This window comes from Pseudomonas sp. 58(2021) (assembly GCF_017491585.1).
In the GTDB taxonomy this organism is placed as follows: Bacteria; Pseudomonadota; Gammaproteobacteria; order Pseudomonadales; family Pseudomonadaceae; genus Aquipseudomonas; species Aquipseudomonas fluorescens_BT.
The window spans coordinates 160,941-185,562 of the sequence record NZ_JAFGYZ010000013.1 but is presented as its reverse complement, the minus strand read 5'-3'; the positions used below and the strand labels follow the sequence as shown (position 1 = coordinate 185,562).

Genomic DNA, 24,622 nt, shown 5'->3' with positions numbered 1-24,622 from the left:
CCTTACGCCAGCACTTGGCACATGCCAATGGCCGAGCAATCCACTTGGAACGGTCCGAGAAAACTGGCTTCGGTTTTCACCGGTGGATTGCCGGCCAGCAGCCCCAGCGCATTGGCCCGTTCGATATTGTGCGCGATGGTGTGGTTGGCCTCTATGGCCCGGGCCAACCCGCCGACCGAACCCTGACCGAACCCCAACAGGGACGCGCCATTGGTCATGATCGCCAGACCGGCGATGATCCAGAATCTGTAGCCTTTCATGCTCCGACGGCTCCTGCGAGTTCAACTGAATCCGCCGCTGCGCTTTGCGAGCGCAGTTCGAACTGGATGCCGGGATGCGCGACCTGGATCGGGGCTTCCAGGCTGTGTTGCGATTGGGACGCGAGGCTGACGAACAGCACCATGACCAGGTACAGACCGATGGCCACGTAGGCGCCGCGTTTGGCGGAAGTGATGATTGAAGTGGCCATGATGTGTGCTCCGTGGACAATGTTTCGACGCCCACAGAATCAATCAAAAAAGCCGAGGTAACCACTCAGGCTTTGGCATAGTAACCATCAGCTTCGTTGATTATTTAGCCGGTCTATCTCGTCGTTCGAAAATAGCTATCGTCGGTCGCTGCGCAGGCAAAAAACTGCCCAAGGCTGCGATCTTTTGATTTTGCTTTTGGGAAACAAGATCAAAGGATCGCAGCCTTGGGCAGTTCCAGGGCGTGACGGAAATTTCAGTGTTGAGCTTTGTGATCCAGCGCGGCGTAGAAGTTCGCGCTTTGTTGCAGGTATTTCTGGGTGTAGCTCTGGGTGTGGGATTTTTTATCGCTGATTTCAACGTTAGCGCTGGCTGGCAGAGCCACGGTGGCGGAGATGGCGGAAGCGGCGATGATCGAGAAGAGATTGAAGTTCATGGCGGTAACCCTCGTGTTCAGTTGGCTTGCTTGCCCGGTTGGGCCGTGAAGCAAACTTAACGCTCGAGGGTCGCTCGCTTGAAATGCTTTGCAACATTACCTGTTATCAGCAGGATTAATACAACGCTTCAGGCCCCGTAGACCGGGGCCTGCGGCTTATTGACGCAGCAGAAACTTGAGGTCGCTCGGCGCATCCATCGGCAGTTTTTGCACGGTTTTGCCCAGCAGACCGGTCTTGCCGTCGCGCTCGACCACGACAATCTGGTTGCTCTTCTGGTTGGCAATCAGCAGGAATTTGCCGCTTGGATCGAGGCTGAACTCACGCGGGTGATCACCTTCCACCGAGCGTCGCTGCAATTCCTTGAGCTGGCCGCTGGCCGGGTCGATGGCGAACACCAGCAACTGATTGGCGGTGCCACGGTTGCTGACGTAGAGAAACTTGCCATCGGCAGACGCATGCAACGCAGCAGCGGCCTTGTCCGAAGTCGGCTGGCCGGCAGCCAGATCGACCATTTGTGTCTGGGTCAGCACGCCGTCCTTGTAATCGAACACGGCAACCTGGGCGCTCATTTCCATGGTCAGCCAGGCATGCTTGCCATCAGCGCTGAACAGCAAATGACGCGGCCCGCTGCCTGCTGGCAATTGCACCGAGGCGGTTTTCGCCGGAGTCAGCGGCAGGTCCGCATTGGCTTTCGGGTCGAACTGGTAGATGAAGAGCTTGTCCGCGCCCAAGTCGGCGGAGAACACATAACGACCGTCCGGCGAGGAAATCGTCGAGTGCACGTGGTTCGAGGCCTGACGCTCAGGGTTGACCCGACTCGCCGGGTGCGCGCTCATTTGCACCACCGGTTTGAGTTTGCCGTCGCTGCCGACCGGCAACACCGCGAGGGTGCCGCCCGGGTCCTCGACCACCGAGTAGTTGCTGACGAACAGATGACTGGCGTCGCCGCTGAGGCTCGAATGGGTTGGCTCGTTGCCCAGGCTCTGCACCTGATTGATCAGGGTCAGGGCGTGGGTCTTGGGATCGATCGAATAACTGCTGACGCGACCGACCGGGTCTTTCTGGCCTGGACCGTTTTCGTTGACCACGAACAGCCGGTGCTGATCCTTGGACAGGGTCAGCCACGACGGGTTTTCGCTCTTGATCACTTGCAGCGGTTTGGCGTCGATCTGGCCGGTGGCGCTGTCGAAGTTCATCCGGTAGATGCCCTGGCTGGTGCCGGCAGTGTAGGAACCGACCAGCAACTGGAAGCTCTCGGCCGAGGCGCTGGAAAGGCCCATCGCGCCGACGCTGCCGGCCATCAGCAATGGCCAGAATTTACGCATGTTCATTCGGTTTCATCCTCGTCGTCGGCGCTGCTGAGTACATCGCCGAGGCAGACCAGACGGTGTTCGCCAACGGTTTTGGTGTCGCTGGCAAAACCGATGATCAACCAGCTCTGCAGGTCCTGATCAAACGTCGCCGCTGCCACCTGAGCCGGGGTGAACTCCCAATGCTTGGCTTCCCGGCCATCGATGCATTCAATGTGCAGGTTGTCTTCTTCATCGAGGGCGAATTCGAAAGCGTGCAGGCCGTCGATTTCGACCATACCGCAGTGTTCGAGGGCGTTGAGAAGGGTGTCGGTTACGGCAGTCATGGCAATCATGTCTTTCAGGGGGAAAGGGGCAATGATAGCTCAAAGCCCCGCGTTTGATCGCTCCCACGCCCCGCGCGGGAACGATCATGTGGCGTAAGTCAGAGGGCTTCGCGCGATGGCTTGCCGTCCACCAGCCGCTGAATGCGCAGCGGATTGCCGTTTTTCAGCGGTTCCGGCAGCAGACTGTCGGGGTAGTTCTGGAAGCACACGGGGCGCAGGAAACGATCGATGGCCAGGGTTCCGACCGATGTGCCGCGAGCATCGGACGTCGCCGGATACGGCCCGCCGTGAACCATCGAATCGCACACTTCAACCCCGGTCGGGTAGCCATTGAGCAGGATCCGCCCGACCTTCTGTTCCAGCAACAGCGTCAGTTCCGGGAACAGCGCGAAGTCTGTCGGCTCGCCGATGATCGTCGCCGTGAGCTGCCCGTGCAGGCCATGCAGCGCAGCGCTCAACTGCGCCTGATCGGCCACTTCGACGATCACCGTGGTCGGGCCGAACACTTCTTCCTGAAGCACTTCATCGCCATCGATCAACAGGCTGACATCGGCCTTGAACAACTGCGGCTGCGCCTGATTGCCCTGCTGTGGATTGCCGGCCAGATGCTTGATGCCTGGGCGTGCCAACAACTTTTCCAGACCCTTGCCGTAGCTGCCGAGAGTCCCGGCATTGAGCATGGTTTGCGCCGGTTGATCACCGATCAGCGCCGCGACTTGCTCAACAAACGCGGTGAACTGTGGCGAGCGAATCCCGATCACCAGACCCGGGTTGGTACAGAACTGACCGCAGCCCTGCACCACCGAGGCGGTCAGATCGCGGGCGACGGTTTCCGAACGCACGGCCAGGGCCTGGGGCAACACGATCACTGGATTGATGCTCGACATCTCGGCGAACACAGGAATCGGCTGCGCACGCGCGGCGGCCATGTCACACAGCGCCCGTCCGCCCTTCAGCGAACCCGTAAAACCGACGCCTTGAATGGCAGGATGCTTGACCAGCCATTCGCCCACTCCGCCACCATAAATCATGTTGAACACACCGCCCGGCATCGCGGTTTTCTCTGCTGCACGAATTACCGCATCGGCCACGAGTTCGGCTGTGGCCATATGGCCGCTGTGAGCTTTGAACACCACCGGACAACCGGCAGCCAGCGCCGAGGCTGTGTCGCCACCGGCGGTGGAAAATGCCAATGGAAAGTTGCTCGCGCCGAACACCGCCACCGGGCCGAGACCAATGCGGTATTGGCGCAGATCAGGACGCGGCAACGGTTGACGATCCGGCAGCGGCAGGTCGATGCGCGCACCATAGAAGTCACCGCGCCGAAGGACTTTGGCGAACAGCCGCATCTGGCCGCTGGTGCGACCGCGCTCCCCCTGAATCCGTCCGGCAGGCAGCGCGGTTTCACGGCAGACCACCGCGACGAAATCATCACCGAGCGCATCCAGCTCATCGGCGATGGCATCAAGAAATTGTGCGCGTCGTTCGGCGCTCAAACTGCGATACGTCGGGTAGGCAGAGGCGGCAGCTTTGGCGGCGGCGTCCACCTCCTCCTGCGTCGCCTGAATGAAATCGTGGGGCAATGCCTCGCCCGTCGTGGCGTCGATGCTGTGCAGTTTGACGCTACCGGCGGCGCTGCGACGCCCGCCGATGTAGTTGTGACCGAGAATCTGAGTCATGGGATCTCCTTAAAGGGTGCCGATGCTGTCCGGTTCGAATGCCGCTGCGACCGGGGCGATGCCGTTGACCAGCGGCGCGCCAAATTCGGCCTGGCTGATCTCGAACACGTCGCCGGGTCGAGTGCGAATGCCATCGGCGAACGACAGGGTCGCGGTGCCGAAGAAGTGAATGTGTACGTCACCGGGACGCAGGAACTGGCTGTACTTGAAGTGGTGGTATTCGAGGTTCGCCAGGCTGTGGCACATGTTGGCCTCGCCGCTGAGGAACTCGTTTTGCCACAGCACTTCGTCGTCGCGCAGGATGCGGCTGGTACCGGCCAGGTGTTGCGGCAACTCGCCTACGCGCAGTTCCGGGCCGTAGCTGCAACTGCGCAGTTTGGAGTGGGCCAGGTACAGGTAATTCTTGCGTTCCATGACGTGATCGGAGAACTCGTTGCCCACCGCGAAACCGAGGCGATACGGCTTGCCGTCGTGGCCGATGATGTAGAGGCCGGCCATCTCCGGCTCCTCGCCGGCGTCTTCGGCAAACGGCGGCAGCGGGAACGGCTGACCGGGACGCACGACAATGCTGCCATCGCCCTTGTAGAACCATTCCGGTTGCACCCCGGCCTGTCCCGCCGCCGGTTTTCCACCCTCCACGCCCCACTTGAAGATGCGCATGGTGTCGGTCATCGCTGCTTCGTCGCCGGCCTGCTGGTGCATCTTGTCCCGGGCCGATGCGCTGCCCAGGTGCGTGAGGCCGGTGCCGCTGACCAGCAGGTGCGCCGGGTCCGGATGGTCCAGCGGCGGCAGGATGCGCAGGTCTTTGAGCAACTGCGCGTAATCGTGACTGATACCGAGGCCGAGGGATTGCACTTGTTGCGCCAACGTACTGCCGGCCTCGATTGCCGCCAGTGCCAGATCACGTACGGTGTGAGCATCCTGCACTTCACGCACCAGACCGCCCTCGACCACCCCGACACGGCGCTCGCCGCTACTTAATTCGAATTGAACCAGATGCATGATGTTCTCCTGTTGAAACAAATCCCGGATCGAAATCAGGTGCGTGTCGCACCGCGTGCGCTCGCTGCAAATTGCTCGACTGGCAGCACATGCTTGCGCTCCAGCAAGCGATAGACGACGCCCGTCAGAACCAGCCCGAACACCATCACCCCGGACAGGAAGTACAGGCCCGAAGCGAGGTTGCCGGTGTATTCCTTCAAGGCGCCGATCACGAACGGCCCGATGTAGCCGCCGAGGTTGCCCACCGAGTTGATCAAGGCAATGCCCGCCGCCGCGCTGGCGCCGGCAAAGAAACGTCCCGGCAAGGTCCAGAACACCGCCGTGCAGGAAAACAGCGCAAACGCCACCAGACACAATGCCGCCAGTTGCGCCACCGGCAACGACAGCCAGGCACTGAGAAACAGGCCGATGGCGCCCAGCACATAGAGCACCGCCAGATGACCGTAGCGATCATTCATGCGGTCGGAACTGCGCGGCACGATCAGCAACCCGATGATCCCGAAGATGTAGGGCACCGATGACACGAAACCGGTCACCAGATCGCTGCCGCCGAACTGTTTGATCAGGGTCGGCAGCCACAGGCCAAGTCCATAGATGCTCAGGGTCACCGGCAGATAGAACAGCGCCAGCAGCAACACCCGTTTGTCTTTCAGCGCATGCAACGGATTGCCGTGGCGGGTCTGGCCGTATTCCTGCAGATCCTTTTTCAGTTCGCCGGTCAGCCAGTCTTTCTCGGCCTGATCCATCCATGTCACTTGCTGCGGGCCGTCCGGCAGCCAGCGCAATACCGGCCAGGTCAGCAGAATCGCAGGAGTACCGATGACGATGAACAGCCACTGCCAGCCGTGCAGACCAAGAATGCCGTCCATGCCTAGCAGGCCACCGGACACGGGGCCGGTGATCATCATTGCGATGGGTTGGGAAAGAATGAACAGCCCGAGGATCTTGCCGCGATGGCGCACCGGAAACCATTGGGTGATGTAGTACAGAACGCCGGGAAAGAATCCCGCCTCCGCCGCGCCGAGCAGAAAGCGCATCACGTAAAAACTGTGCGGGCCCTGGACGAAGGCCATGCCGATGGTGATCGCGCCCCAGGTGATCATGATCCGCGCGAACCAGCGCCGCGCACCGAAGCGTTCGAGCATCAGGTTGCTGGGGATCTCCAGCAGAAAATAGCCAATGAAAAACAGCCCGGCACCGAGGCCGTAAGCAGCATCGCCGATGCCAATGTCGGCGCCCATGTGCAGCTTGGCGAAGCCGACGGCGGAGCGATCCACATAGGCGATCAGGTACAGCAGGATCAGAAAGGGAATCAGTTTCAGCGTGATGCGCCGGACAAGCCGCAGTTCCTGGCTCATGGGATCGGTCTCCGATTGTTGTTTTTATGGAACCTCGGGGGACGCCTCTCGCGGAAAACCGCCAGGGCCATCCCTCCGTCGAAAAGAACTATATAGTAATACTAATTAACCAACAACACTTCCAAAACGTCGATTTTGCGCTTATGTTTAGCCGAGGCTCGCAAACAATAGTCTTACAATAAGAGAATCGATCATGTCTGATAAGAAACCCACCCTGCGCTCCGCCCAATGGTTTGGCACGGCCGACAAGAACGGCTTCATGTACCGCAGCTGGATGAAGAATCAGGGCATCGCCGACCATCAGTTCCATGGCAAGCCGATCATCGGCATCTGCAACACCTGGTCGGAACTGACGCCGTGCAACGCGCATTTCCGCCAGATCGCGGAGCACGTCAAACGCGGTGTGATCGAGGCTGGTGGTTTTCCGGTGGAATTCCCGGTGTTCTCCAACGGCGAATCGAACCTGCGCCCGACCGCCATGCTCACCCGCAATCTGGCGAGCATGGACGTCGAGGAAGCGATTCGCGGCAACCCGATTGACGGCGTGGTGCTGTTGACCGGTTGCGACAAGACCACCCCGGCCCTGCTGATGGGCGCGGCCAGTTGCGACGTGCCGGCCATCGTCGTCACCGGCGGGCCGATGCTCAATGGCAAGCACAAGGGCAAGGACATCGGCTCCGGCACCGTGGTCTGGCAGCTCAGCGAGCAGGTCAAGGCCGGCACTATCACCATCGACGACTTCCTGGCGGCCGAGGGCGGCATGTCCCGCTCGGCCGGCACCTGCAACACCATGGGCACCGCGTCGACCATGGCCTGCATGGCCGAAGCGCTGGGCACATCCCTGCCCCACAACGCGGCGATTCCGGCAGTGGATGCGCGGCGATATGTGCTGGCGCACATGTCCGGCATGCGTGCGGTCGAGATGGTACGTGAAGACCTTAAACTGTCGAAGATCCTGACCAAGGAAGCCTTCGAGAATGCGATCCGGGTCAACGCGGCGATTGGCGGTTCGACCAACGCGGTGATCCATCTCAAAGCCATCGCCGGGCGCATCGGTGTCGAACTGGATCTGGACGACTGGACCCGTATCGGTCGCGGCATGCCGACCATCGTCGACCTGCAACCGTCCGGGCGTTTCCTGATGGAAGAGTTCTATTACGCGGGCGGCTTGCCTGCGGTGCTGCGTCGACTCGGCGAAGCCAATCTGATCCCCAATCCGAACGCATTGACCGTCAATGGCAAATCCATCGGCGAGAACACCAAGGACGCACCGATCTACGGTGAAGACGAAGTGATCCGCACCCTCGACAACCCGATCCGCGCTGACGGTGGCATCTGTGTATTGCGCGGCAACCTGGCGCCGCTGGGCGCGGTGCTCAAACCCTCAGCCGCCACGCCGGAACTGATGCAGCACCGTGGCCGAGCCGTGGTGTTCGAGAACTTCGACCTGTACAAGGCGCGCATCAACGACCCGGAACTGGACGTCGATGCCAACTCGATTCTGGTGATGAAGAACTGCGGGCCGAAGGGTTATCCGGGCATGGCCGAAGTCGGCAACATGGGTTTGCCGGCCAAACTGCTGGCCCAGGGCGTGACCGACATGGTGCGCATTTCCGATGCGCGCATGAGCGGCACGGCGTACGGCACCGTTGTGTTGCACGTCGCCCCGGAAGCGGCGGCCGGCGGGCCTTTGGCGGTGGTCAAGGAAGGCGACTGGATCGAACTGGACTGCGCCAGCGGGCGTCTGCACCTGGATATTCCGGACGCCGAACTGGCGGCACGCATGGCGGATCTGCAACCGCCGCAGCAGTTGTTGGCGGGTGGGTATCGTCAGTTGTATGTCGACCATGTGCTGCAGGCGGATCAAGGTTGCGACTTTGATTTCCTTGTCGGCTGTCGAGGTGCTGAGGTCCCTCGCCACTCGCACTGACACCACCATGCCTCCTGTGGGAGCGGGCTTGCTCGCGAAAGTGGAGTGTCAGCAACCTGTGTTTGTCTGACACGCTGCTTTCGCGAGCAAGCCCGCTCCCACATTTGCTCTGTATCTGCCTCAAGATTGTGTGGTGCCTGCTATGATGCGCGGCATCTCCATCGCTCAGGATCGCGCCGCGCCCCATGGATTACCGCAAACCTTCAGACCGCAAAAGCATGCACTCGCGCATCGTTCAGGAACTGGGCATGCAGATTGTTTCCGGACGCTTTTTGCCCTGTGACAAACTGCCCGCCGAAGCCTTGCTCTGCGAGGAGTACGCGGTCAGTCGGCCGGTGTTGCGCGAAGCCACACGGGTGTTGGTGGCCAAGGGGCTGGTGTACTCCAAGCCCCGGGTCGGCACCGTGGTCAAACCGCGCCGCGAATGGCACATGCTCGATCCGGACGTGCTGCACTGGTTGATGCAAAGCAGCCCGCAGAATGAATTCTTCAATGTGCTGACCAGCGTGCGCAGCATCATCGAACCGGCCGCCGCCGCCCTCGCCGCCCAACACGCCACGGATGCCGACATTGCAGCCATCGGCGAAGCCTACCAACGCATGGAAGCCGCACCGACGCCGGAGGCCCTGCTGCAACCGGATCTGGACTTCCACAGCCGGATTGCCGACGCGACCCATAACGATTTGCTGGCCAACCTGTGCAACATGCTGTCGGTGGCGATTGCCGAGGCGCTGAAACATTCGAATCAGCGGCCGAATCTGCATGAACTGGCGTTGCCTCGGCACAAGGCGATTCTGACGGCGATCGAGAATCGTGATGCGTTGGGGGCTCGGCATGCGACGCTGGTGCAGCTGGATGATGCGCGCAGTGCGCTTAGCGTCGTGCTAGGCACTGAACTTTCCTAAGCCTTGAGACCGCTGGCCCTCACCCTAGCCCTCTCCCGGAGGGAGAGGGAACTGACCGCGATGTCTTGCGTAATACATCGACCTGAAAAACCGAGTCGATTATGGATTCAAAGCTAATCTTTCACGTCGGTGTATCTATCCAATATCCCCCATTCGGTTCCCTCTCCCTACGGGCGGTCCGACGTTTCGGGAGGGCTAGGGTGAGGGCAAGCTTTCGATCTTGCCCCATAAAAAAAGCCGCAACCCTTCAAGGTTGCGGCTTTTTCGTTTCAGCCAAATGGATCAGTGAGCAAACAAGGAATTGCCCTTCTGCCCCGCCAGTTTCTCCGGCTTGATCAGGAACTTGGCCAGTGCCGGCAGCAGCCACAGCGCACCGAACATGTTCCACAGCAGCATGAAGGTCAGCATCAGGCCCATGTCGGCCTGGAACTTGATCGCCGAGAAGATCCAGGTGCACACGCCGATGGCCAGGCACAGACCGGTGAACAGCACCGCTTTACCGGTGGACTTCAGGGTCTGGTAATAGGCTTCCTGCAACGGCAGGCCGGCACGCAGGAAACTTTCCAGACGGCTGTAGATGTAAATGCCGTAGTCGACGCCGATCCCCACGCCCAGCGCCACCACCGGCAGGGTCGCCACCTTGACGCCGATGCCCATGAACGCCATCAGCGCGTTGCCCAGCACCGACGTCAGTACCAGCGGCAGCACGATGCACAGGGTCGCCGCCCAGGAACGGAAGGTGATCATGCACATCACCGCCACGCAGATGTACACCAGAATCAGGATGGTCAGCTCAGCCTGTTTGATGACTTCGTTGGTGGCCGCTTCGATCCCGGCGTTACCGGCCGCGAGGATGAACTCCAGACCGTCCTTGTTGTTGTCCTTGGCAAACTCCTGCACGGCTTTCACCGCACGATCCAGGGTTTCAGCCTTGTGATCGTTGAGGAACACCAGCACCGGCGCCAGCGAGCAGCTGTTGTTGTACAGACCATCGGCACGGGCGATGGAGTTGTTCAGCACGTCCGGGTTGCGCGACAGGGTTTCCCATTTGAGGTTGCCCTCGTTCATGCCCTTGATCATCTGCTTGGACACGGTCACCAGCGAGATCGCCGATTGCACGCCCTCGGTGTTCTGCATCTTCCACATCAGCTCGTCGATCGGCGCCATGGCTTCGTAGCGCGAGCAGCCTTCGGACTTGGTCTTGACCATCACCACCAATACATCGGAACTGGTCGAGTAGTTGTTGATGATGAAGTTGTTGTCCTTGTTGTAGCGCGAATCCGGACGCAGTTCCGGCGCGCCCTGGTCGAGGTCGCCGATCTTCAGGTTCTGGCTGTACCAGAGGCCGCCACCGAAGGCGATCAGGGCCAACGCGATGGACACCGGTGCGACTTTCGGGCTGGCGAAATTCGACAGCAGGCGCCAGAACGGGTGCTCGCGGTTTGCATCCTTTTTGCTCTTGGCGATGGCGCGCTTGCTGATGCCGACATAGGAAATCGCCACCGGCAGCAGGATCAGGTTGGTGAACACGATCACCGCCACGCCGATGGACGCGCCGATGGCCAGTTCACGGATTACGCCAATGTCGATGATCAGCAGCGTGATGAAGCCCACGGCATCGGCGAGAATCGCGATCATCCCCGGCAGGAACAGTTGCCGGAACGTGCGCCGCGCCGCGGTCAGAGCGTTGTCTGCCTCGCTCGATTGCAGGGCGATACCGTTGATCTTCTGTACGCCATGGGAAATGCCGATGGCGAAAATCAGGAACGGCACCAGCATCGAATACGGATCGAGGCCGAACCCGAAGAAGTGCATCAACCCCAGTTGCCAGACCACCGCCACCAGCGTGGTGCTCAACACCGCCACGGTGCTGCGCAGGCAGTTGGTGAACCACAACAGCAGGATCAGGGTGATGACGAAGGCGATGCCGAAGAACATCACCACCATCACCAGGCCGTCGATCAGGTCACCGACCTTCTTGGCGAAACCAACGATGTGGATCTTGACGTTGGGGTTCTGCGCTTCGAACTTGTTGCGGATCTTGTCTTCCAGTTCATGGGAGAACTGGCGGTAGTCCAGCGCCAGCAGCTTGCCCTGGTCCTGCGGGTCCGGGTAGGACTCCAGCAGCGGGATGTCGACGATGCTCGATTTGAAGTCGTTGGCCACCAGACGCCCGACCTGACCCGACTTGAGCACGTTGTTGCGCAGCATGTCGAGGCTGTCCTGGGAGCCGTCGTAGCTCTGCGGGATCACTTCACCGCCGGCAAAGCCTTCCTCGGTCACTTCGGTCCAGCGCACGCTCGGGCTCCACAGCGACTTCAGGCCGGAACGGTCGACGCCGGAGATGTAGAACACCTCGTCGTTGATCTGGCGCAGGGTCTCCATGTACTCCCTGGAGAAGATGTCACCGTCCCTGGCCTCCACCGATATGCGCACGGTGTTGCCCAGGTTCGTCAGATCGTTGCGGTGCTCCATCATCTTCTCGATGAACGGATGCTTGAGCGGGATCATTTTTTCGAAGCTGGTAGACGGCCGGATCAGCGTGGCCTGCCAGAACAGGAAAATGCTGACCAGCAGGCAGATCACGATCACTGCCGGGCGGTTATTGAAGATCAGGCGTTCGAGGAACGTCGCCTTGTCCTGATGATGAGTGCTCAAGGAAGTCATAGCCCCGCCTTCTTATTATTGATTCGGCTCATTTGCCCAGCTCGGCGCCGTTCGGCGAAGTGACCCGAACGCCACCCTGCCCGCTCAGGATCAGATTGCCGTTGCCGGCGGCGGTGACCGACGACAGCGAGATACGATCCGGGCGGTTGAACACGCTGAAGGTTTCACCGTTGTCGCTGCTGCTGATCACCGTGCCGCCGTTGCCGACGATGACGATGGAGCCGTCGTCGAGCCGCGTGGCGCCGGACAGGCCGAACTCCAGCGCACCACGCGCAGCCTTGAGTTCGACCTGCTGCCAGGTGCTGCCGAAATCAGTGGAGCGGTAGAGGTTGCCACGCAACCCGTAGGCCAGCAGCGTGGAAGGCTGGGCCGTGCCGATCACACCGAACAGCGAGCCTTGATACGGGCCTTCGATTTTTTCCCAGGTCTGGCCCCAATCGGCGGAGCGGAACATCGCGCCCTGCTCGCCCACGATGAACAGCCCGGCGTCCTTGACGGCGGCGATGGCATTGAGGTGGAACTGATCCTGGTTGTCGAGGCGATCGCTGACGTCTTGCCAGTGCTTCCCACCGTCGGTGGTTTCCAGCAAGGCACCGTAGGCCCCCACGGCCAGGCCGTTGTTGACGTCCTTGAACCAGAGGTCGAGCAGCGGCGATTCGCGCTTGAGGTCTTCGAACTGTTTGGTCCAGGTCTGGCCGCCGTCTTCACTGGCGAGGATCTGCGCGTCATGGCCGACGGCCCAGCCGTGCTTGTCATCGACGAAATACACGGCCGTCAGCAACTGACGACTCGGCACCTTGGCCTGGGTCCAGGTCTTGCCCTGGTCATCAGAGTAGAGAATGTGCCCGCGATCCCCGACCGCCACCAATCGGGCGCCGGCGTGGACGACATCAAGCATCAGGCTTTTCGGGGCCTTGGCCGATTCGATGGCGTAGACCACGTCGGCGGGCGCTTCGGCGGCCAGTACGGGCGCCGACAAGGTGGCAAAGCCCAGCAGAGAGAGTGCTGTGGCCAGCAACGCGGTGTTGCGAAACGCCGGCGGGCGGCAACGACTCATAGACCTTCCCCTATTTATTATTGTTAGGCCATTCGGCCTTCAAGGGCGCCGCAAGTGTGCTCCAGCGACGGTTGGTCAGAAGCATAGTCCTGAAACCCGCAATCCAGAGCCACTTCGGAAGCTGGCTCATCCTATCGGGCATTCGAAACGTCTGACAATCGGCGCAACGTTATCTTTTGTTAACCGAAAGGGATTACAGCAGCGGCTGAATGCACGGGCATTCGTCCGACTGATGGCAGGGATTCTTGCGAAGGGGACTTGCACGATCGGTATTATGGTATACCATCAGACGCACAGACACTCTTTATCCCCCTACGGAGCAGCTCATGAGTTTCGAAATTCGCAAGATCGTCAGCTATGTCGAAGAGACCTTCATTGAAGGCGGCAAGGCTTCCGACACCCCGGTGACCATGGTCGGCCTGGCCGTCGTGATGAAGAACCCTTGGGTCGGCAATGGCTTTGTCGAAGACCTCAAGCCGCAGATCCGCGCCAATTGCTCCGACCTCGGCGCGATGATGGTCGAGCGTCTGGTGGGCATCATCGGCGGCGCCGAGAAGATCGAGGCTTATGGCAAGGCTGCGGTTGTCGGCGCCGATGGCGAGATCGAACACGCGTCGGCGGTGATCCACACCTTGCGCTTCGGCAACCACTATCGCGAAGCGGTCAAGGCCAAGAGCTACCTGAGCTTCACCAACAAGCGTGGCGGTCCGGGGACTTCGATTCAGATCCCGATGATGCACAAGGACGACGAAGGCCTGCGCTCGCACTACATCACCCTGGAAATGCAGATCGAAGATGCCCCCCGCGCCGATGAAATCGTTGTGGTACTAGGTTGCGCCGACGGTGGTCGCCTGCACCCGCGCATCGGCAACCGCTACATCGATCTGGAAGAACTGGCCGCCGAAAAAGCCCAGTAATCACAATAAAAAAAGGCATTGCAGGAGCGCTCCATGATTCGGCTCACCGCTGAACTCACCCCGGCCGGCACCAGTTATCTGGCGACAGGCGTTGGCCAACCCGTGGTGTTGATCCACGGCGTGGGCCTGAACAAAGAAATGTGGGGCGGCCAGATCGTTGGCCTGGCCACGCAATACCGGGTGATCGCCTACGACATGCTCGGCCACGGCGCCAGCCCGCGCCCGGCCAGCGGCACCGCCCTGCTCGGCTATGCCGATCAGTTGCTGGAGCTGCTCGACCACCTGCAATTGCCCCAGGCATCGGTGATCGGTTTTTCCATGGGCGGTCTGGTGGCGCGGGCGTTTGCCCTGCATTACCCGGAGCGCCTGAAAAGCCTGGTGGTGCTCAACAGCGTGTTCAACCGCAGCGAAGAGCAGCGCGCCGGCGTCATCGCCCGCACCGCGCAGGCCGCCGAACACGGACCGGACGCGAATGCCGAAGCGGCGCTGTCGCGTTGGTTCAGCCGTGAATATCAGGCGGCCAACCCCGCGCAGATCGCCGCGATCCGCCAGACCCTGGCCGGCAATGATCCGCAGGGCTACCTGACCACTTACGAACTGTTCGCCACCCAGGACATGTACCGCGCCGACGACCTGGGCAGCATCCAGGCGCCGACGCTGATCGCCACCGGCGAGCTGGACCCCGGATCGACCCCGCAAATGGCCGAGCAACTGGCCGCGCGCATTCCCGGTGCGATGGTTGCCGTGCTGCCCGAGCAACGGCATATGATGCCGGTAGAGTCGCCACGGCTGGTCAACCAGACGCTGCTGGAGTTTCTCGACACCGCACACGCCCGACAAAACCATATAAAGGGGATCGTTGCATGACGCTCGCACGCTTCCAGATGTGCATCGGCGGAGAATGGGTCGACGCCCTCTCCGGCAAGACTTTCGAAAGCCTCAACCCGGCGCTGGCCGAACCCTGGGCCGAACTGCCCGACGCTGACGAGGCCGACGTCGAACGCGCCGTGCAAGCCGCGCAGACCGCCTTCGACAGCCCGGCCTGGCGTGGTTTGACCGCCACCGCACGCGGCAAACTGCTGCGTCGTCTCGGTGACCTGATCGCCGAAAACAAGGAACAACTGGCGCAACTGGAAAGCCGCGACAACGGCAAACTGATCCGCGAAACCCGGGGTCAGGTCGGTTATCTGCCGGAGTTTTTCCACTACACCGCCGGCCTTGCCGACAAGCTCGAAGGCGGCACCCTGCCGCTGGATAAACCCGATCTGTTCGCCTACACCGTGCACGAAGCCATGGGCGTGGTCGCCGCGATCATTCCGTGGAACAGCCCGCTGTACCTGACTGCGATCAAACTGGCGCCGGCGCTTGCAGCGGGCAACACCATCGTGATCAAACCGTCCGAACACGCCTCGGCGACCATTCTGGAGCTGGCGCGGCTGGCCCTCGAAGCCGGCATTCCACCGGGGGTGGTCAACGTGGTCACCGGCTACGGCCCGAGCACCGGTGCCGCCCTCACCCGCCATCCGCTGATCCGCAAGATCGCCTTCACCGGCGGCGCAGCCACGGCCCGGCATGTGGTGCGCAGCAGCGCCGAGAACTTCGCCAAGTTGTCGCTGGAGCTGGGCGGCAAGTCTCCGAACATCATCTTCGCCGACGCCGATCTCGACAGTGCGATCAACGGCGCCATCGCCGGGATCTACGCGGCGTCCGGCCAGAGCTGCGTATCCGGTTCGCGACTGCTGGTGCAGGATGAAATCTACGACGAATTCGTCAGCCGACTGGTGGAGCGCGCCCAGCGCATCCGCATCGGCAACCCGCAGGACGACAGCAGCGAAATGGGCCCGATGGCCACCGCGCAGCAGCTGGCAGTGGTTGAAGGTCTGGTGGCTGATGCCATCGCTGAAGGTGCGCGCCTGCGCCTGGGTGGCAAGCGGCCGAGCGGCGTGGGTGACGGCTGGTTCTACGAGCCGACGTTGTTCGAATGCGACCGCAACTCGATGAAGATCATGCAGGAAGAAGTCTTTGGTCCGGTCGCCTCGGTGATCCGCTTCAAGGACGAAGCCGAAGCGCTGGCGATTGCCAACGACTCGCAGTTCGGCCTCGCCGCTGGCATCTGGACCCGCGACCTGGGCCGCGCCCATCGTCTGGCCCGGGACGTGCGTTCGGGGATCATCTGGGTCAACACCTACCGCGCAGTGTCGGCGATGGCACCGATCGGCGGCTTCAAGAACAGTGGCTATGGACGCGAAAGCGGCATCGATTCGGTGCTGGCCTACACCGAACTGAAAACGGTGTGGATCAACCTCTCTCAGGCACCGATGCCTGATCCGTTTGTGATGCGTTAGGAGTCCCGTGACATGATCGAACCCGGCATTTACAAAGACGTCATGAGCTCGTTTCCGTCCGGGGTCACGGTGGTCACCACCCTCGACCCGGATGGCGGCATTGTCGGGATCACCGCCAGCGCCTTCAGTGCGCTGTCGATTGATCCGGCGCTTGTGCTGTTCTGCCCCAACTACGCCTCCGACACCTACCCGGTGCTGCGCGACAGCAAGCGTTTCGCGATCCATTTGCTGTCCGCCGACCAGACCGCCGAGGCCTACGCCTTTGCCGGCAAGGGCAAGGACAAGGCCAACGGCATCGAGTGGCATTTGAGCGAACTGGGTAACCCGATCCTCGCCAAGGCCACGGCGATCATCGAGTGCGAGCTATGGCGCGAATACGACGGCGGCGATCACGCGATCATCGTCGGCGCGGTGAAGAACCTGATCCTGCCGGCGCAACCGGTGACGCCGATGATTTATCACAAGGGCAAGCTCGGCGCGTTGCCGACACTGGCCTGACGAATTCACACAACGCCTCTGTGGGAGCCAGCCTGCTGGCGATTGCGGTTGTTGATTCAACATCAGTGTTGACTGAACTGGTGCTATCGCTAGCAGGCTAGCTCCCACAAGGGGATTTGTGGTGTGAGGGGAAATGATGAATAACGAGAAGTATGAAAAGGGTTTAAAGATCCGCACCCAGGTGCTGGGCGAAGCCTATGTGCAGCGCTCGATCGAGAACGCCGACGACTTCACCCGCCCGTTGCAGGAAATGGTCACCGAATACTGCTGGGGCCACGTCTGGGGACGTGACGGCCTGTCGCTCAAGGAACGCAGCGTGATCAACCTGGCGATGATCTCCGCGCTGAACCGCCCGCACGAACTCAAGCTGCATGTGCGCGGTGCCTTGCGTAACGGCCTGAGTCGTGAGCAAATACGCGAAATTCTGCTTCAGGTCGGTATTTATTGCGGCGTCCCGGCAGCCGTGGACAGTTTCCGGCTCGCCCGTGAAGCCTTCGCCGAAGCCGACGCCGAGGCCTCCAGTTAACCCCTCGGCTGTTTGAATGCCCGTCTGGCATGGACAGCCAACTTAAAGAGCGGACCCCATGAAACGCCTGCCACTCGACGACAGCTTCAAGGTCAATCGCAACCCCGTCACCCTGCGCGAAATCGTGCTGGATAAACTGCGAAGCGCCATCATGAACTTCCAGCTGCTGCCGGGCGATCGCCTGGTGGAGCGCGATCTGTGCGATCGCCTGGGCGTGAGCCGTACGTCGGTGCGTGAAGCCTTGCGTCACCTGGAATCCGAAGGCCTGGTGGAATTCGCCGATGCCAAGGGCCCCCGTGTCGCCATCATCACCCTCGCCGATGCGGTCGACATCTATGAACTGCGCTGCGTACTCGAAGGCCTGATCGTCCAGCTGTTCACCCTGCGCGCCAAGGCCAAGGACATCAAGGCTCTGGAAAAAGCCCTCGACGAGAACCGCAAGGCGCTCAAGGACGGCGAGCTGCAACAGGTGATCGACTCGGTGCAGGGCTTCTACGACGTGCTGCTGGAAGGCTCGGGCAACCATGTCGCGGCCACTCAACTGCGTCAGTTGCAGGCGCGTATCAGCTACCTGCGGGCGACATCGGTGTCCCAGGAAAACCGTCGCGGCGCGAGCAACCAGGAAATGGAAAAAATGGTCGAGGCGATCAAGAGCGGCGATCCGCTGGCGGCGCATCAGGCATGTGTCGATCACGTGCGCGCTGCGGCTGCCGTCGCTCTCGATTACCTCAAGCGCAAACAGGAAGAGACCGGCGACACACCGCCAATCACCCTGCCCATCGCGCTGAAAGAACCGCGCATAGGTCACTGACATGTTCAGCCCGAGCTTTTGCCCGAAATGCGGTGGCGCCGACCTCGGTCAGCAAGTGCCGCCGGGCGATACGCACGAGCGCCTGATGTGCCGCGGCTGCGGCTACATCCACTACGTAAACCCTAAAATCATCGCCGGCTGCATCATCGAGCAGGACGGCAAATACCTCTTGTGCCAACGGGCGATTCCCCCGCGCCCCGGCACCTGGACCCTGCCCGCCGGTTTTATGGAAAGCGGCGAAACCACCGAACAGGCGGCCCTGCGCGAAGTCTGGGAAGAAAGCGGCGTACGCGCGGAAATCATCTCGCCTTATTCGATCTTCAGCGTGCCGAAGATCAGCGAGGTCTACATCATCTTCCGCGCCCTCGCGCTGGAGATCACCGGCCAGTACGGCCCGGAAACCCTCGCCTGCAAATTCTTCGCCCCCGAAGACATTCCGTGGGAGCAGATCTACTACCCGGCGATCCGGCAGATCCTCGAACGCTACATCGAGGAACGCCAGGCCGGGGTGTATGGCATGTACATGGGCAATGACGACAGCGGCAAGATTCATTTCATGCGCTGAAGACCCCATGCCCACTTGTGGGAGCGAGCCTGCTCGCGAAAGCGGTCGTTCATTCAACATTTGCATCGACTGATACGACGCCTTCGCGAGCAGGCTCGCTCCCACAGGGGTGTGGTGGTGTCCCTCTTAAAGTGGCGGCACGCCCTCAACAATAATGATCTCCGCCCTCGCCCACTCCTCGCGATAGCTCTTCGCTTCCTGATACGCCGCCGAGCGGTAGCACGCCACCGCCTGCTCGTAGCTGTCGAATTCAATCACCACGCTGCGCTGTGGCGTCGCCCGTCCTTCCATCGCTTCGCTGCGCCCTCCTCTGGCCAAGAACTTCGCGCCGAACTCGGCGAACGCTTTCGGTGCGCGTTGGGTGTATTGGCTGTAGTGATCGGGATCGGTGATGTCCACGTGAGCAATCCAGTACGCCTTCATAGTGACCTCTCGGTTGATTTTGTATTATGGTATACCACGAATTCATCCCTATCGAGAGTCCAGCATGGCCTTCAACAGCATCGAAGAAATCATCGAAGATTATCGCCTCGGCAAAATGGTGTTGCTGGTCGATGACGAAGACCGGGAAAACGAAGGTGACCTGCTGCTGGCCGCCGACCGTTGCACGCCCGAGGCGATCAGTTTCATGGCCCGTGAGGCTCGGGGGCTGATTTGTCTGACGTTGACTGACGATCATTGCCAGCGCCTGGGGCTTGAGCAGATGGTGCCGAGCAATGGCAGCGTGTTCAGCACCGCATTCACGGTTTCCATCGAAGCGGCGGTCGGTGTGACTACCGGCATTTCTGCTGCCGACCGCGCTTGTACGGTGGCCGCTGCGGTGGCGCCAAATGCTCGCGCAGAAGATCTGGTGCAGCCCGGTCACATCTTCCCGCTGCGCGCCAAGGAAGGTGGGGTGCTGACCCGCGCCGGTCACACCGAGGCTGGTTGCGACCTGGCTCGGCTGGCGGGTTTCACGCCCGCTTCGGTGATCGTCGAAATAATGAACGACGACGGCACCATGGCCCGCCGCCCGGATCTGGAACTCTTCGCGCGCAAGCACGGGATCAAGATCGGCACCATCGCCGACCTGATTCACTATCGCCTGAGCACCGAACACACCATCGAACGCATCGGCGAGCGGGAACTGCCGACGGTGCATGGCACGTTCCGTCTGATCACTTTCGAAGACCGTATCGAGGGCGGCGTGCACATGGCGATGGTCATGGGCGAACTGCGCCGTGAGGAACCGACGCTGGTGCGCGTGCATGTGATCGATCCCCTGCGGGATCTGGTCGGTGCCGAGTACAGCGGGCCGACGAACTGGACGTTGTGGGCAGCGCTGCAGCGGGTCGCGGCCGAAGGGCATGGCGTGGTGGTGGTGCTGGCCAATCATGAATCTTCCCAGGCGCTGCTGGAGCGCATTCCGCAGCTGACTCAGCCGCCGCGTCAGTTCAGTCGCTCGCAATCTCGGATCTATTCGGAGGTGGGGACTGGGGCGCAGATTCTGCAGAACCTTGGGGTGGGCAAGTTGCGCCACCTGGGCCCGCCGCTGAAGTATGCCGGTTTGACCGGCTACGATCTGGAAGTGGTCGAGAGCATTTCCTTCACCGAATAACCCCGTTTGCCAGATAGCCGGTACGGCAAAGTGCTTGCACAAAGTTTGGAATACCATAATATGATATTCCATAGACCGGACGACCTGAAAAACCGTCCAGCTACTGCTCCCGACAGGCGGGCAACAACGCAAGCCCGCTCAAAAACACAACAATGAGGGCGTAAAAATGGTGTTGAACAAAGCTGCAACCGCGATCTTTCTTGCGGGACTGCTGAGCGTGACCGGTCAGGCCGCGATGGCCGCCGAGAGTGTGAACTTTGTCAGCTGGGGCGGTAGCACCCAGGATGCGCAGAAACAGGCCTGGGCCGATCCGTTCAGCAAGGCCAGCGGCATCACCGTCGTGCAGGACGGCCCGACCGACTACGGCAAACTCAAGGCCATGGTCGAGAGCGGCAACGTGCAGTGGGACGTGGTCGACGTCGAAGCCGACTTCGCCCTGCGCGCCGCCGCCGAAGGCCTGCTCGAACCCCTCGACTTCAAACAGATCCAGCGCGACAAGATCGACCCGCGTTTTGTCAGCGACTACGGCGTCGGCTCGTTCTTCTTCTCCTTCGTCCTCGGCTACAACGAGGGCAAGCTCGGCGCCAACAAGCCGCAGGACTGGAGCGCGCTGTTCGACACCAAGACCTTCCCCGGCAAACGCGCCCTGTACAAATGGCCGAGCCCCGGCGTGCTTGAACTGGCCCTGCTCGCCGACGGCGTGCCAGCCGACAAGCTCTACCCGCTGGACCTGGATCGCGCCTTCAAGAAACTCGACACCATCAAGAAAGACATCGTCTGGTGGGGCGGCGGTGCGCAGTCGCAGCAACTGCTGGCCTCCGGTGAGGCGAGCATGGGCCAGTTCTGGAACGGCCGGATTCATGCCCTGCAGGAAGACGGCGCGCCGGTCGGCGTGAGCTGGAAACAGAACCTGGTGATGGCCGACATTCTGGTCGTGCCAAAGGGCGCGAAAAACAGGGACGCGGCGATGAAGTTCCTGGCCAGCGCCAGCAGTGCCAAAGGCCAGGCCGACTTCTCCAACCTGACCGCCTACGCCCCGGTCAACGTCGACAGCGTGGCGCGTCTGGACTCGACGCTGGCCCCGAACCTGCCGACTGCCTACGCTAAGGATCAGATCACTCTTGATTTCGCGTACTGGGCCAAAAACGGCCAGGCCATCGCGACACGGTGGAACGAATGGCTGGTCAAATGAAAATGGCGGCCACCGCGTCCCGTCCCTCCACCGCCACCGGGAGCGCCGCCAGTGCTGCCGGGTCGGCCGCCGGAAAAAAGGCGAGTGCCATGGCGCCAGCCCCGTCCTTCAAGCAACGCTGGCGCGGCGCCGGCAATCTCGCGCCGGCGCTGTTGTTCCTTGGCCTGTTCTTTCTCGCGCCGCTGATTGGCTTGTTGCTGCGCGGCGTGCTGGAACCGGTGCCGGGCCTTGGCAACTATGAACAACTGTTCGCCAACTCGGCGTATGCACGGGTGCTGTTCAACACCTTTTCGGTGGCGGGACTGGTGACGGTGTTCAGCCTGCTGCTGGGCTTTCCCCTGGCCTGGGCAATCACCCTGGTGCCGCGGGGCTGGGGCCGCTGGATCCTCAACATCGTGCTGCTGTCGATGTGGACCAGCCTCCTCGCCCGCACCTATTCCTGGCTGGTGCTGTTGCAGGCTTCGGGCGTGATCAATAAAGCCTTGATGGCCATGGGCATCATCGATCAGCCGCTGGAAATGGTGCACAACCTGACCGGCGTGGTGATCGGCATGAGCTACATCATGATCCCGTTCATCGTACTGCCGTTGCAGGCGACCATGCAGGCCATCGACCCGATGATCCTGCAGGCCGGTTCGATCTGTGGCGCGAGTCCCTGGACCAATTTCTTCCGGGTGTTCCTGCCGCTGTGCCGGCCGGGTCTGGCGTCCGGCGGGTTGATGGTGTTCGTGATGTCGCTCGGTTACTACGTCACCCCGGCGCTGCTGGGCGGGGCGCAGAACATGATGCTGCCGGAATTCATCATTCAGCAGGTGCAGTCGTTCCTCAACTGGGGCCTGGCCAGCGCCGGCGCCGCGTTGCTGATCGTCATCACCCTGGTGCTGTTCTACTTCTACCTGAAGCTCCAGCCGGAATCCCCGGTTGGCGCCAGTAATGCGAGGTAACCCGACATGCTCCTGACGCCCAATGCCATGAGCCGCCGGATGCGCTTCGGCCTGTATTTCACCACCGGGCTGATCGGCCTGTTCCTGCTGTTGCCGATCGTGTTCATCGTCCTGCTGTCGTTCGGTTCGTCCCAGTGGCTGGTATTCCCGCCGCCGGGCTGGACGCTGAAATGGTACGGCCAGTTTTTCTCCAACGCCGACTGGATGAACGCAGCAGCGGCCAGCCTCAAGGTCGCGGTGCTGACCACGATCTGCGCCGTGGCCCTCGGTTTGCCGACTGCCTTTGCGCTGGTGCGCGGACGCTTCCCCGGCCGGGAAATGCTCTACGGCCTGTTCACCCTGCCGATGATCGTGCCACTGGTGATCATCGCGGTGGCGGTGTACGCGCTGTTCCTCAAGCTCGGCTACACCGGGACGATGTTCGCCTTCGTCGTCAGCCATGTGATCGTCGCGCTGCCGTTCACCATCATCTCGATCATCAACTCACTGAAGCTGTTCGATCAGTCGATTGAAGACGCGGCGGTGATCTGCGGTGCGTCACGCCTGCAAGCGGTGTTCAAGGTGACCTTCCCGGCGATCCGTCCGGGCATGGTGGCCGGCGCCCTCTTCGCCTTCCTGGTTTCATGGGACGAAGTGGTGCTCAGCGTGATGATGGCCAGCCCGACCCTGCAAACCCTTCCCGTGAAAATGTGGACCACCCTGCGCCAGGACCTGACGCCCGTGATCGCCGTCGCCTCGACGCTGCTGATCGGCCTGTCGGTATTGGTCATGGTGATCGCCGCCGCCCTGCGCCGGCGCAACGAAATCAGCGCTTGAGCGCCCAGGAGTACGACATGAGTGCCGTGATCAAAGACGCATCCCAGCAGAACGACAAACCCCTGGTCAGCCTGCGCAACCTGAACAAGCACTACGGCGACTTCGCGGCCGTGGACAACATCTCGCTGGACATCAAGGACGGTGAATTCCTGACCTTCCTCGGCTCCAGCGGCTCGGGCAAAAGCACCACGCTGTCGATGCTCGCCGGGTTCGAAACCCCGAGCAGTGGCGAGATCCTGGTCAACGGCCAGTCGCTGGTCAACGTACCGCCGCACAAGCGCGACATCGGCATGGTGTTCCAGCGTTACTCGCTGTTCCCGCATCTGTCGGTGCGCGACAACATCGCCTTCCCGCTGGCGATTCGCAAACTCGCGGCCGCCGAACGTGACAAGCGCGTCGATGCGATGCTGAAACTGGTGCAACTGGAGCAATTCGCCCATCGCCGCCCTTCGCAATTGTCCGGCGGCCAGCAACAACGGGTCGCCATCGCTCGCGCTCTGGTTTACGAGCCACGCATTCTGCTGATGGACGAACCGCTCGGCGCACTGGACAAGAAACTGCGTGAAGACTTGCAGGATGAATTGCGCCAGCTGCACCGTCGCCTCGGCATCACCATCGTCTACGTGACCCACGATCAGGAAGAAGCCATGCGCCTGTCCCAGCGCATCGCGATTTTCAGCCACGGCAAGATTGTCGGGCTCGGCAGCGGTTATGACCTGTACCAGAATCCGCCGAATGCGTTTGTGGCGTCGTTCCTTGGCAACTCGAACTTCCTCAAGCTCAAGGCACAGGGCAACGCGGCGGCGAGTTTTGAGGGGCAGTCATTGTCGATCCGCCTGACGGCAGGATTGCAGACCGGTCAGGACGTGCTGCTGATGGTGCGCCCGGAAAAGGCGTTGGCATTGAGTGTGCAGCAGGCGAATGACGAGCCGTTGGCAGCGGGCTGGAACGAGGTTTCGGCGAAGGTGGTCGAGGTGCTGTTTCTGGGGGAGAGCCAGACTTGCAGTGTGGTCACGTCGGGTGGCACGTCCATGACCGTGAAAGCATTGTCGGCGGCGGGGATGCCGTTGAAGGCCGGGGATCCCGTGCAAGTGCGTTGGGCGACGGCGGATGCTTGCGTCTATACCGAGTGGGCTGAGAGTGATTTGAACAAAGCGGCGGGGGCTCATTAACACCGAGTCGCCTGCCCGCCCTCACCCCAGCCCTCTCCCGGAGGGAGGGAGCCGACCGAGTTGTCTTGCGCTGTACATCGACCTGAAAAACCGAGTCGATT

25 protein-coding genes are annotated in these 24,622 nt (G+C 61.4%); 14 read left to right on the top strand and 11 right to left on the bottom strand.

What is annotated here, in order from left to right:
* Positions 1 to 2: 2 nt before the first annotated feature.
* From J5M72_RS17270 to J5M72_RS17235, 8 genes are all read right to left on the bottom strand, one after another.
* On the bottom strand, positions 3 to 260 hold the full coding sequence (locus J5M72_RS17270; RefSeq protein ID WP_169430684.1) for a hypothetical protein: 258 nt from the start codon (positions 258 to 260) through the stop codon (positions 3 to 5).
* Entirely contained in the window at positions 257 to 469 is a 213-nt protein-coding gene (locus J5M72_RS17265) for a hypothetical protein (protein WP_207866597.1), read from the bottom strand. Before J5M72_RS17265 ends, J5M72_RS17270 begins: the two co-directional genes overlap by 4 nt.
* 254 nt (positions 470 to 723) lie before the next feature.
* Complete coding sequence (locus J5M72_RS17260; RefSeq protein ID WP_011334602.1) at positions 724 to 903, bottom strand: hypothetical protein; 180 nt, start codon at positions 901 to 903, stop codon at positions 724 to 726.
* Positions 904 to 1,059: 156 nt separating this feature from the next.
* Entirely contained in the window at positions 1,060 to 2,235 is a 1,176-nt protein-coding gene (locus J5M72_RS17255) for a lactonase family protein (RefSeq protein ID WP_207866595.1), read from the bottom strand.
* Positions 2,232 to 2,540, bottom strand: a complete 309-nt coding sequence (locus J5M72_RS17250) for a DUF5629 family protein (protein WP_207866593.1) — start codon at positions 2,538 to 2,540, stop codon at positions 2,232 to 2,234. The genes J5M72_RS17255 and J5M72_RS17250 overlap by 4 nt, the downstream gene beginning before the upstream one ends.
* A gap of 98 nt (positions 2,541 to 2,638) precedes the next feature.
* Positions 2,639 to 4,219: an aldehyde dehydrogenase (NADP(+)) gene (locus J5M72_RS17245; RefSeq protein ID WP_207866591.1), complete on the bottom strand. Its 1,581-nt coding sequence runs from the start codon at positions 4,217 to 4,219 to the stop codon at positions 2,639 to 2,641.
* Positions 4,220 to 4,228: 9 nt separating this feature from the next.
* The gene (araD1, locus tag J5M72_RS17240; protein ID WP_207866590.1) at positions 4,229 to 5,221 is read right to left on the bottom strand and encodes an AraD1 family protein; all 993 of its coding nucleotides are present in this window, start codon (positions 5,219 to 5,221) and stop codon (positions 4,229 to 4,231) included.
* Between the two features lie 35 nt (positions 5,222 to 5,256).
* Positions 5,257 to 6,579, bottom strand: a complete 1,323-nt coding sequence (locus J5M72_RS17235) for an MFS transporter (RefSeq protein ID WP_169430690.1) — start codon at positions 6,577 to 6,579, stop codon at positions 5,257 to 5,259.
* 193 nt (positions 6,580 to 6,772) lie between these two features.
* Here J5M72_RS17235 and J5M72_RS17230 point away from each other — a divergent pair, with 193 nt between their 5' ends.
* Positions 6,773 to 8,509 carry an IlvD/Edd family dehydratase gene (locus tag J5M72_RS17230; RefSeq protein ID WP_207866588.1) on the top strand — a complete coding sequence of 579 codons (1,737 nt, stop codon included), beginning with the start codon at positions 6,773 to 6,775 and terminating at the stop codon, positions 8,507 to 8,509.
* 185 nt (positions 8,510 to 8,694) lie between these two features.
* Positions 8,695 to 9,414 carry a FadR/GntR family transcriptional regulator gene (locus tag J5M72_RS17225; protein WP_169430692.1) on the top strand — a complete coding sequence of 240 codons (720 nt, stop codon included), beginning with the start codon at positions 8,695 to 8,697 and terminating at the stop codon, positions 9,412 to 9,414.
* A 282-nt stretch (positions 9,415 to 9,696) separates the two neighbouring features.
* On the opposite strand, the gene J5M72_RS17220 is transcribed toward J5M72_RS17225, so the two are convergent.
* Both J5M72_RS17220 and J5M72_RS17215 read right to left on the bottom strand, forming a co-directional pair.
* Positions 9,697 to 12,081, bottom strand: a complete 2,385-nt coding sequence (locus J5M72_RS17220; RefSeq protein ID WP_207866586.1) for an RND family transporter — start codon at positions 12,079 to 12,081, stop codon at positions 9,697 to 9,699.
* A 28-nt stretch (positions 12,082 to 12,109) separates the two neighbouring features.
* Positions 12,110 to 13,138, bottom strand: coding sequence for a YCF48-related protein (locus tag J5M72_RS17215; protein WP_207866584.1), 1,029 nt, complete (start codon positions 13,136 to 13,138; stop codon positions 12,110 to 12,112).
* A 326-nt stretch (positions 13,139 to 13,464) separates the two neighbouring features.
* On the opposite strand from J5M72_RS17215, the gene J5M72_RS17210 reads away from it, so the two are divergent.
* From J5M72_RS17210 to J5M72_RS17180, 7 genes are all read left to right on the top strand, one after another.
* Positions 13,465 to 14,055 (top strand): amino acid synthesis family protein, encoded by a 591-nt coding sequence (locus tag J5M72_RS17210; RefSeq protein ID WP_007957412.1) that lies wholly within the window; start codon positions 13,465 to 13,467, stop codon positions 14,053 to 14,055.
* Between the two features lie 33 nt (positions 14,056 to 14,088).
* Positions 14,089 to 14,922: an alpha/beta fold hydrolase gene (locus tag J5M72_RS17205; protein WP_169430695.1), complete on the top strand. Its 834-nt coding sequence runs from the start codon at positions 14,089 to 14,091 to the stop codon at positions 14,920 to 14,922.
* Positions 14,919 to 16,400 carry an aldehyde dehydrogenase gene (locus J5M72_RS17200; protein ID WP_085603065.1) on the top strand — a complete coding sequence of 494 codons (1,482 nt, stop codon included), beginning with the start codon at positions 14,919 to 14,921 and terminating at the stop codon, positions 16,398 to 16,400. The genes J5M72_RS17205 and J5M72_RS17200 overlap by 4 nt, the downstream gene beginning before the upstream one ends.
* A 12-nt stretch (positions 16,401 to 16,412) precedes the next feature.
* Complete coding sequence (locus J5M72_RS17195; RefSeq protein WP_207866582.1) at positions 16,413 to 16,898, top strand: flavin reductase family protein; 486 nt, start codon at positions 16,413 to 16,415, stop codon at positions 16,896 to 16,898.
* Positions 16,899 to 17,034: 136 nt separating this feature from the next.
* On the top strand, positions 17,035 to 17,424 hold the full coding sequence (locus J5M72_RS17190) for a carboxymuconolactone decarboxylase family protein (RefSeq protein ID WP_207866580.1): 390 nt from the start codon (positions 17,035 to 17,037) through the stop codon (positions 17,422 to 17,424).
* A 58-nt stretch (positions 17,425 to 17,482) separates the two neighbouring features.
* On the top strand, positions 17,483 to 18,235 hold the full coding sequence (locus J5M72_RS17185; protein WP_169430697.1) for a GntR family transcriptional regulator: 753 nt from the start codon (positions 17,483 to 17,485) through the stop codon (positions 18,233 to 18,235).
* A 1-nt stretch (position 18,236) separates the two neighbouring features.
* Complete coding sequence (locus J5M72_RS17180) at positions 18,237 to 18,800, top strand: NUDIX hydrolase (protein WP_169430698.1); 564 nt, start codon at positions 18,237 to 18,239, stop codon at positions 18,798 to 18,800.
* A gap of 126 nt (positions 18,801 to 18,926) precedes the next feature.
* Here the strand turns inward: J5M72_RS17180 and J5M72_RS17175 are convergent, their stop codons facing one another.
* Positions 18,927 to 19,223, bottom strand: a complete 297-nt coding sequence (locus J5M72_RS17175; protein ID WP_207866578.1) for a DUF1330 domain-containing protein — start codon at positions 19,221 to 19,223, stop codon at positions 18,927 to 18,929.
* 64 nt (positions 19,224 to 19,287) lie between these two features.
* Between J5M72_RS17175 and ribBA the strand changes: the two genes are divergently transcribed.
* The 5 genes from ribBA to J5M72_RS17150 all read left to right on the top strand — a co-directional run bounded on the left by ribBA (position 19,288) and on the right by J5M72_RS17150 (position 24,521).
* Positions 19,288 to 20,397: a bifunctional 3,4-dihydroxy-2-butanone-4-phosphate synthase/GTP cyclohydrolase II gene (gene ribBA, locus J5M72_RS17170; protein WP_207866576.1), complete on the top strand. Its 1,110-nt coding sequence runs from the start codon at positions 19,288 to 19,290 to the stop codon at positions 20,395 to 20,397.
* Positions 20,398 to 20,563: 166 nt separating this feature from the next.
* A complete protein-coding gene (locus J5M72_RS17165; RefSeq protein WP_207866574.1) occupies positions 20,564 to 21,589 on the top strand; it encodes an ABC transporter substrate-binding protein in 1,026 nt (341 codons plus the stop codon).
* Positions 21,586 to 22,533: an ABC transporter permease gene (locus tag J5M72_RS17160; protein ID WP_207866627.1), complete on the top strand. Its 948-nt coding sequence runs from the start codon at positions 21,586 to 21,588 to the stop codon at positions 22,531 to 22,533. Before J5M72_RS17165 ends, J5M72_RS17160 begins: the two co-directional genes overlap by 4 nt.
* A gap of 6 nt (positions 22,534 to 22,539) precedes the next feature.
* Positions 22,540 to 23,349: an ABC transporter permease gene (locus J5M72_RS17155; protein ID WP_169430701.1), complete on the top strand. Its 810-nt coding sequence runs from the start codon at positions 22,540 to 22,542 to the stop codon at positions 23,347 to 23,349.
* Between the two features lie 17 nt (positions 23,350 to 23,366).
* Positions 23,367 to 24,521 carry an ABC transporter ATP-binding protein gene (locus J5M72_RS17150; protein WP_169430702.1) on the top strand — a complete coding sequence of 385 codons (1,155 nt, stop codon included), beginning with the start codon at positions 23,367 to 23,369 and terminating at the stop codon, positions 24,519 to 24,521.
* The last annotated feature ends 101 nt before the right edge of the window (positions 24,522 to 24,622 follow it).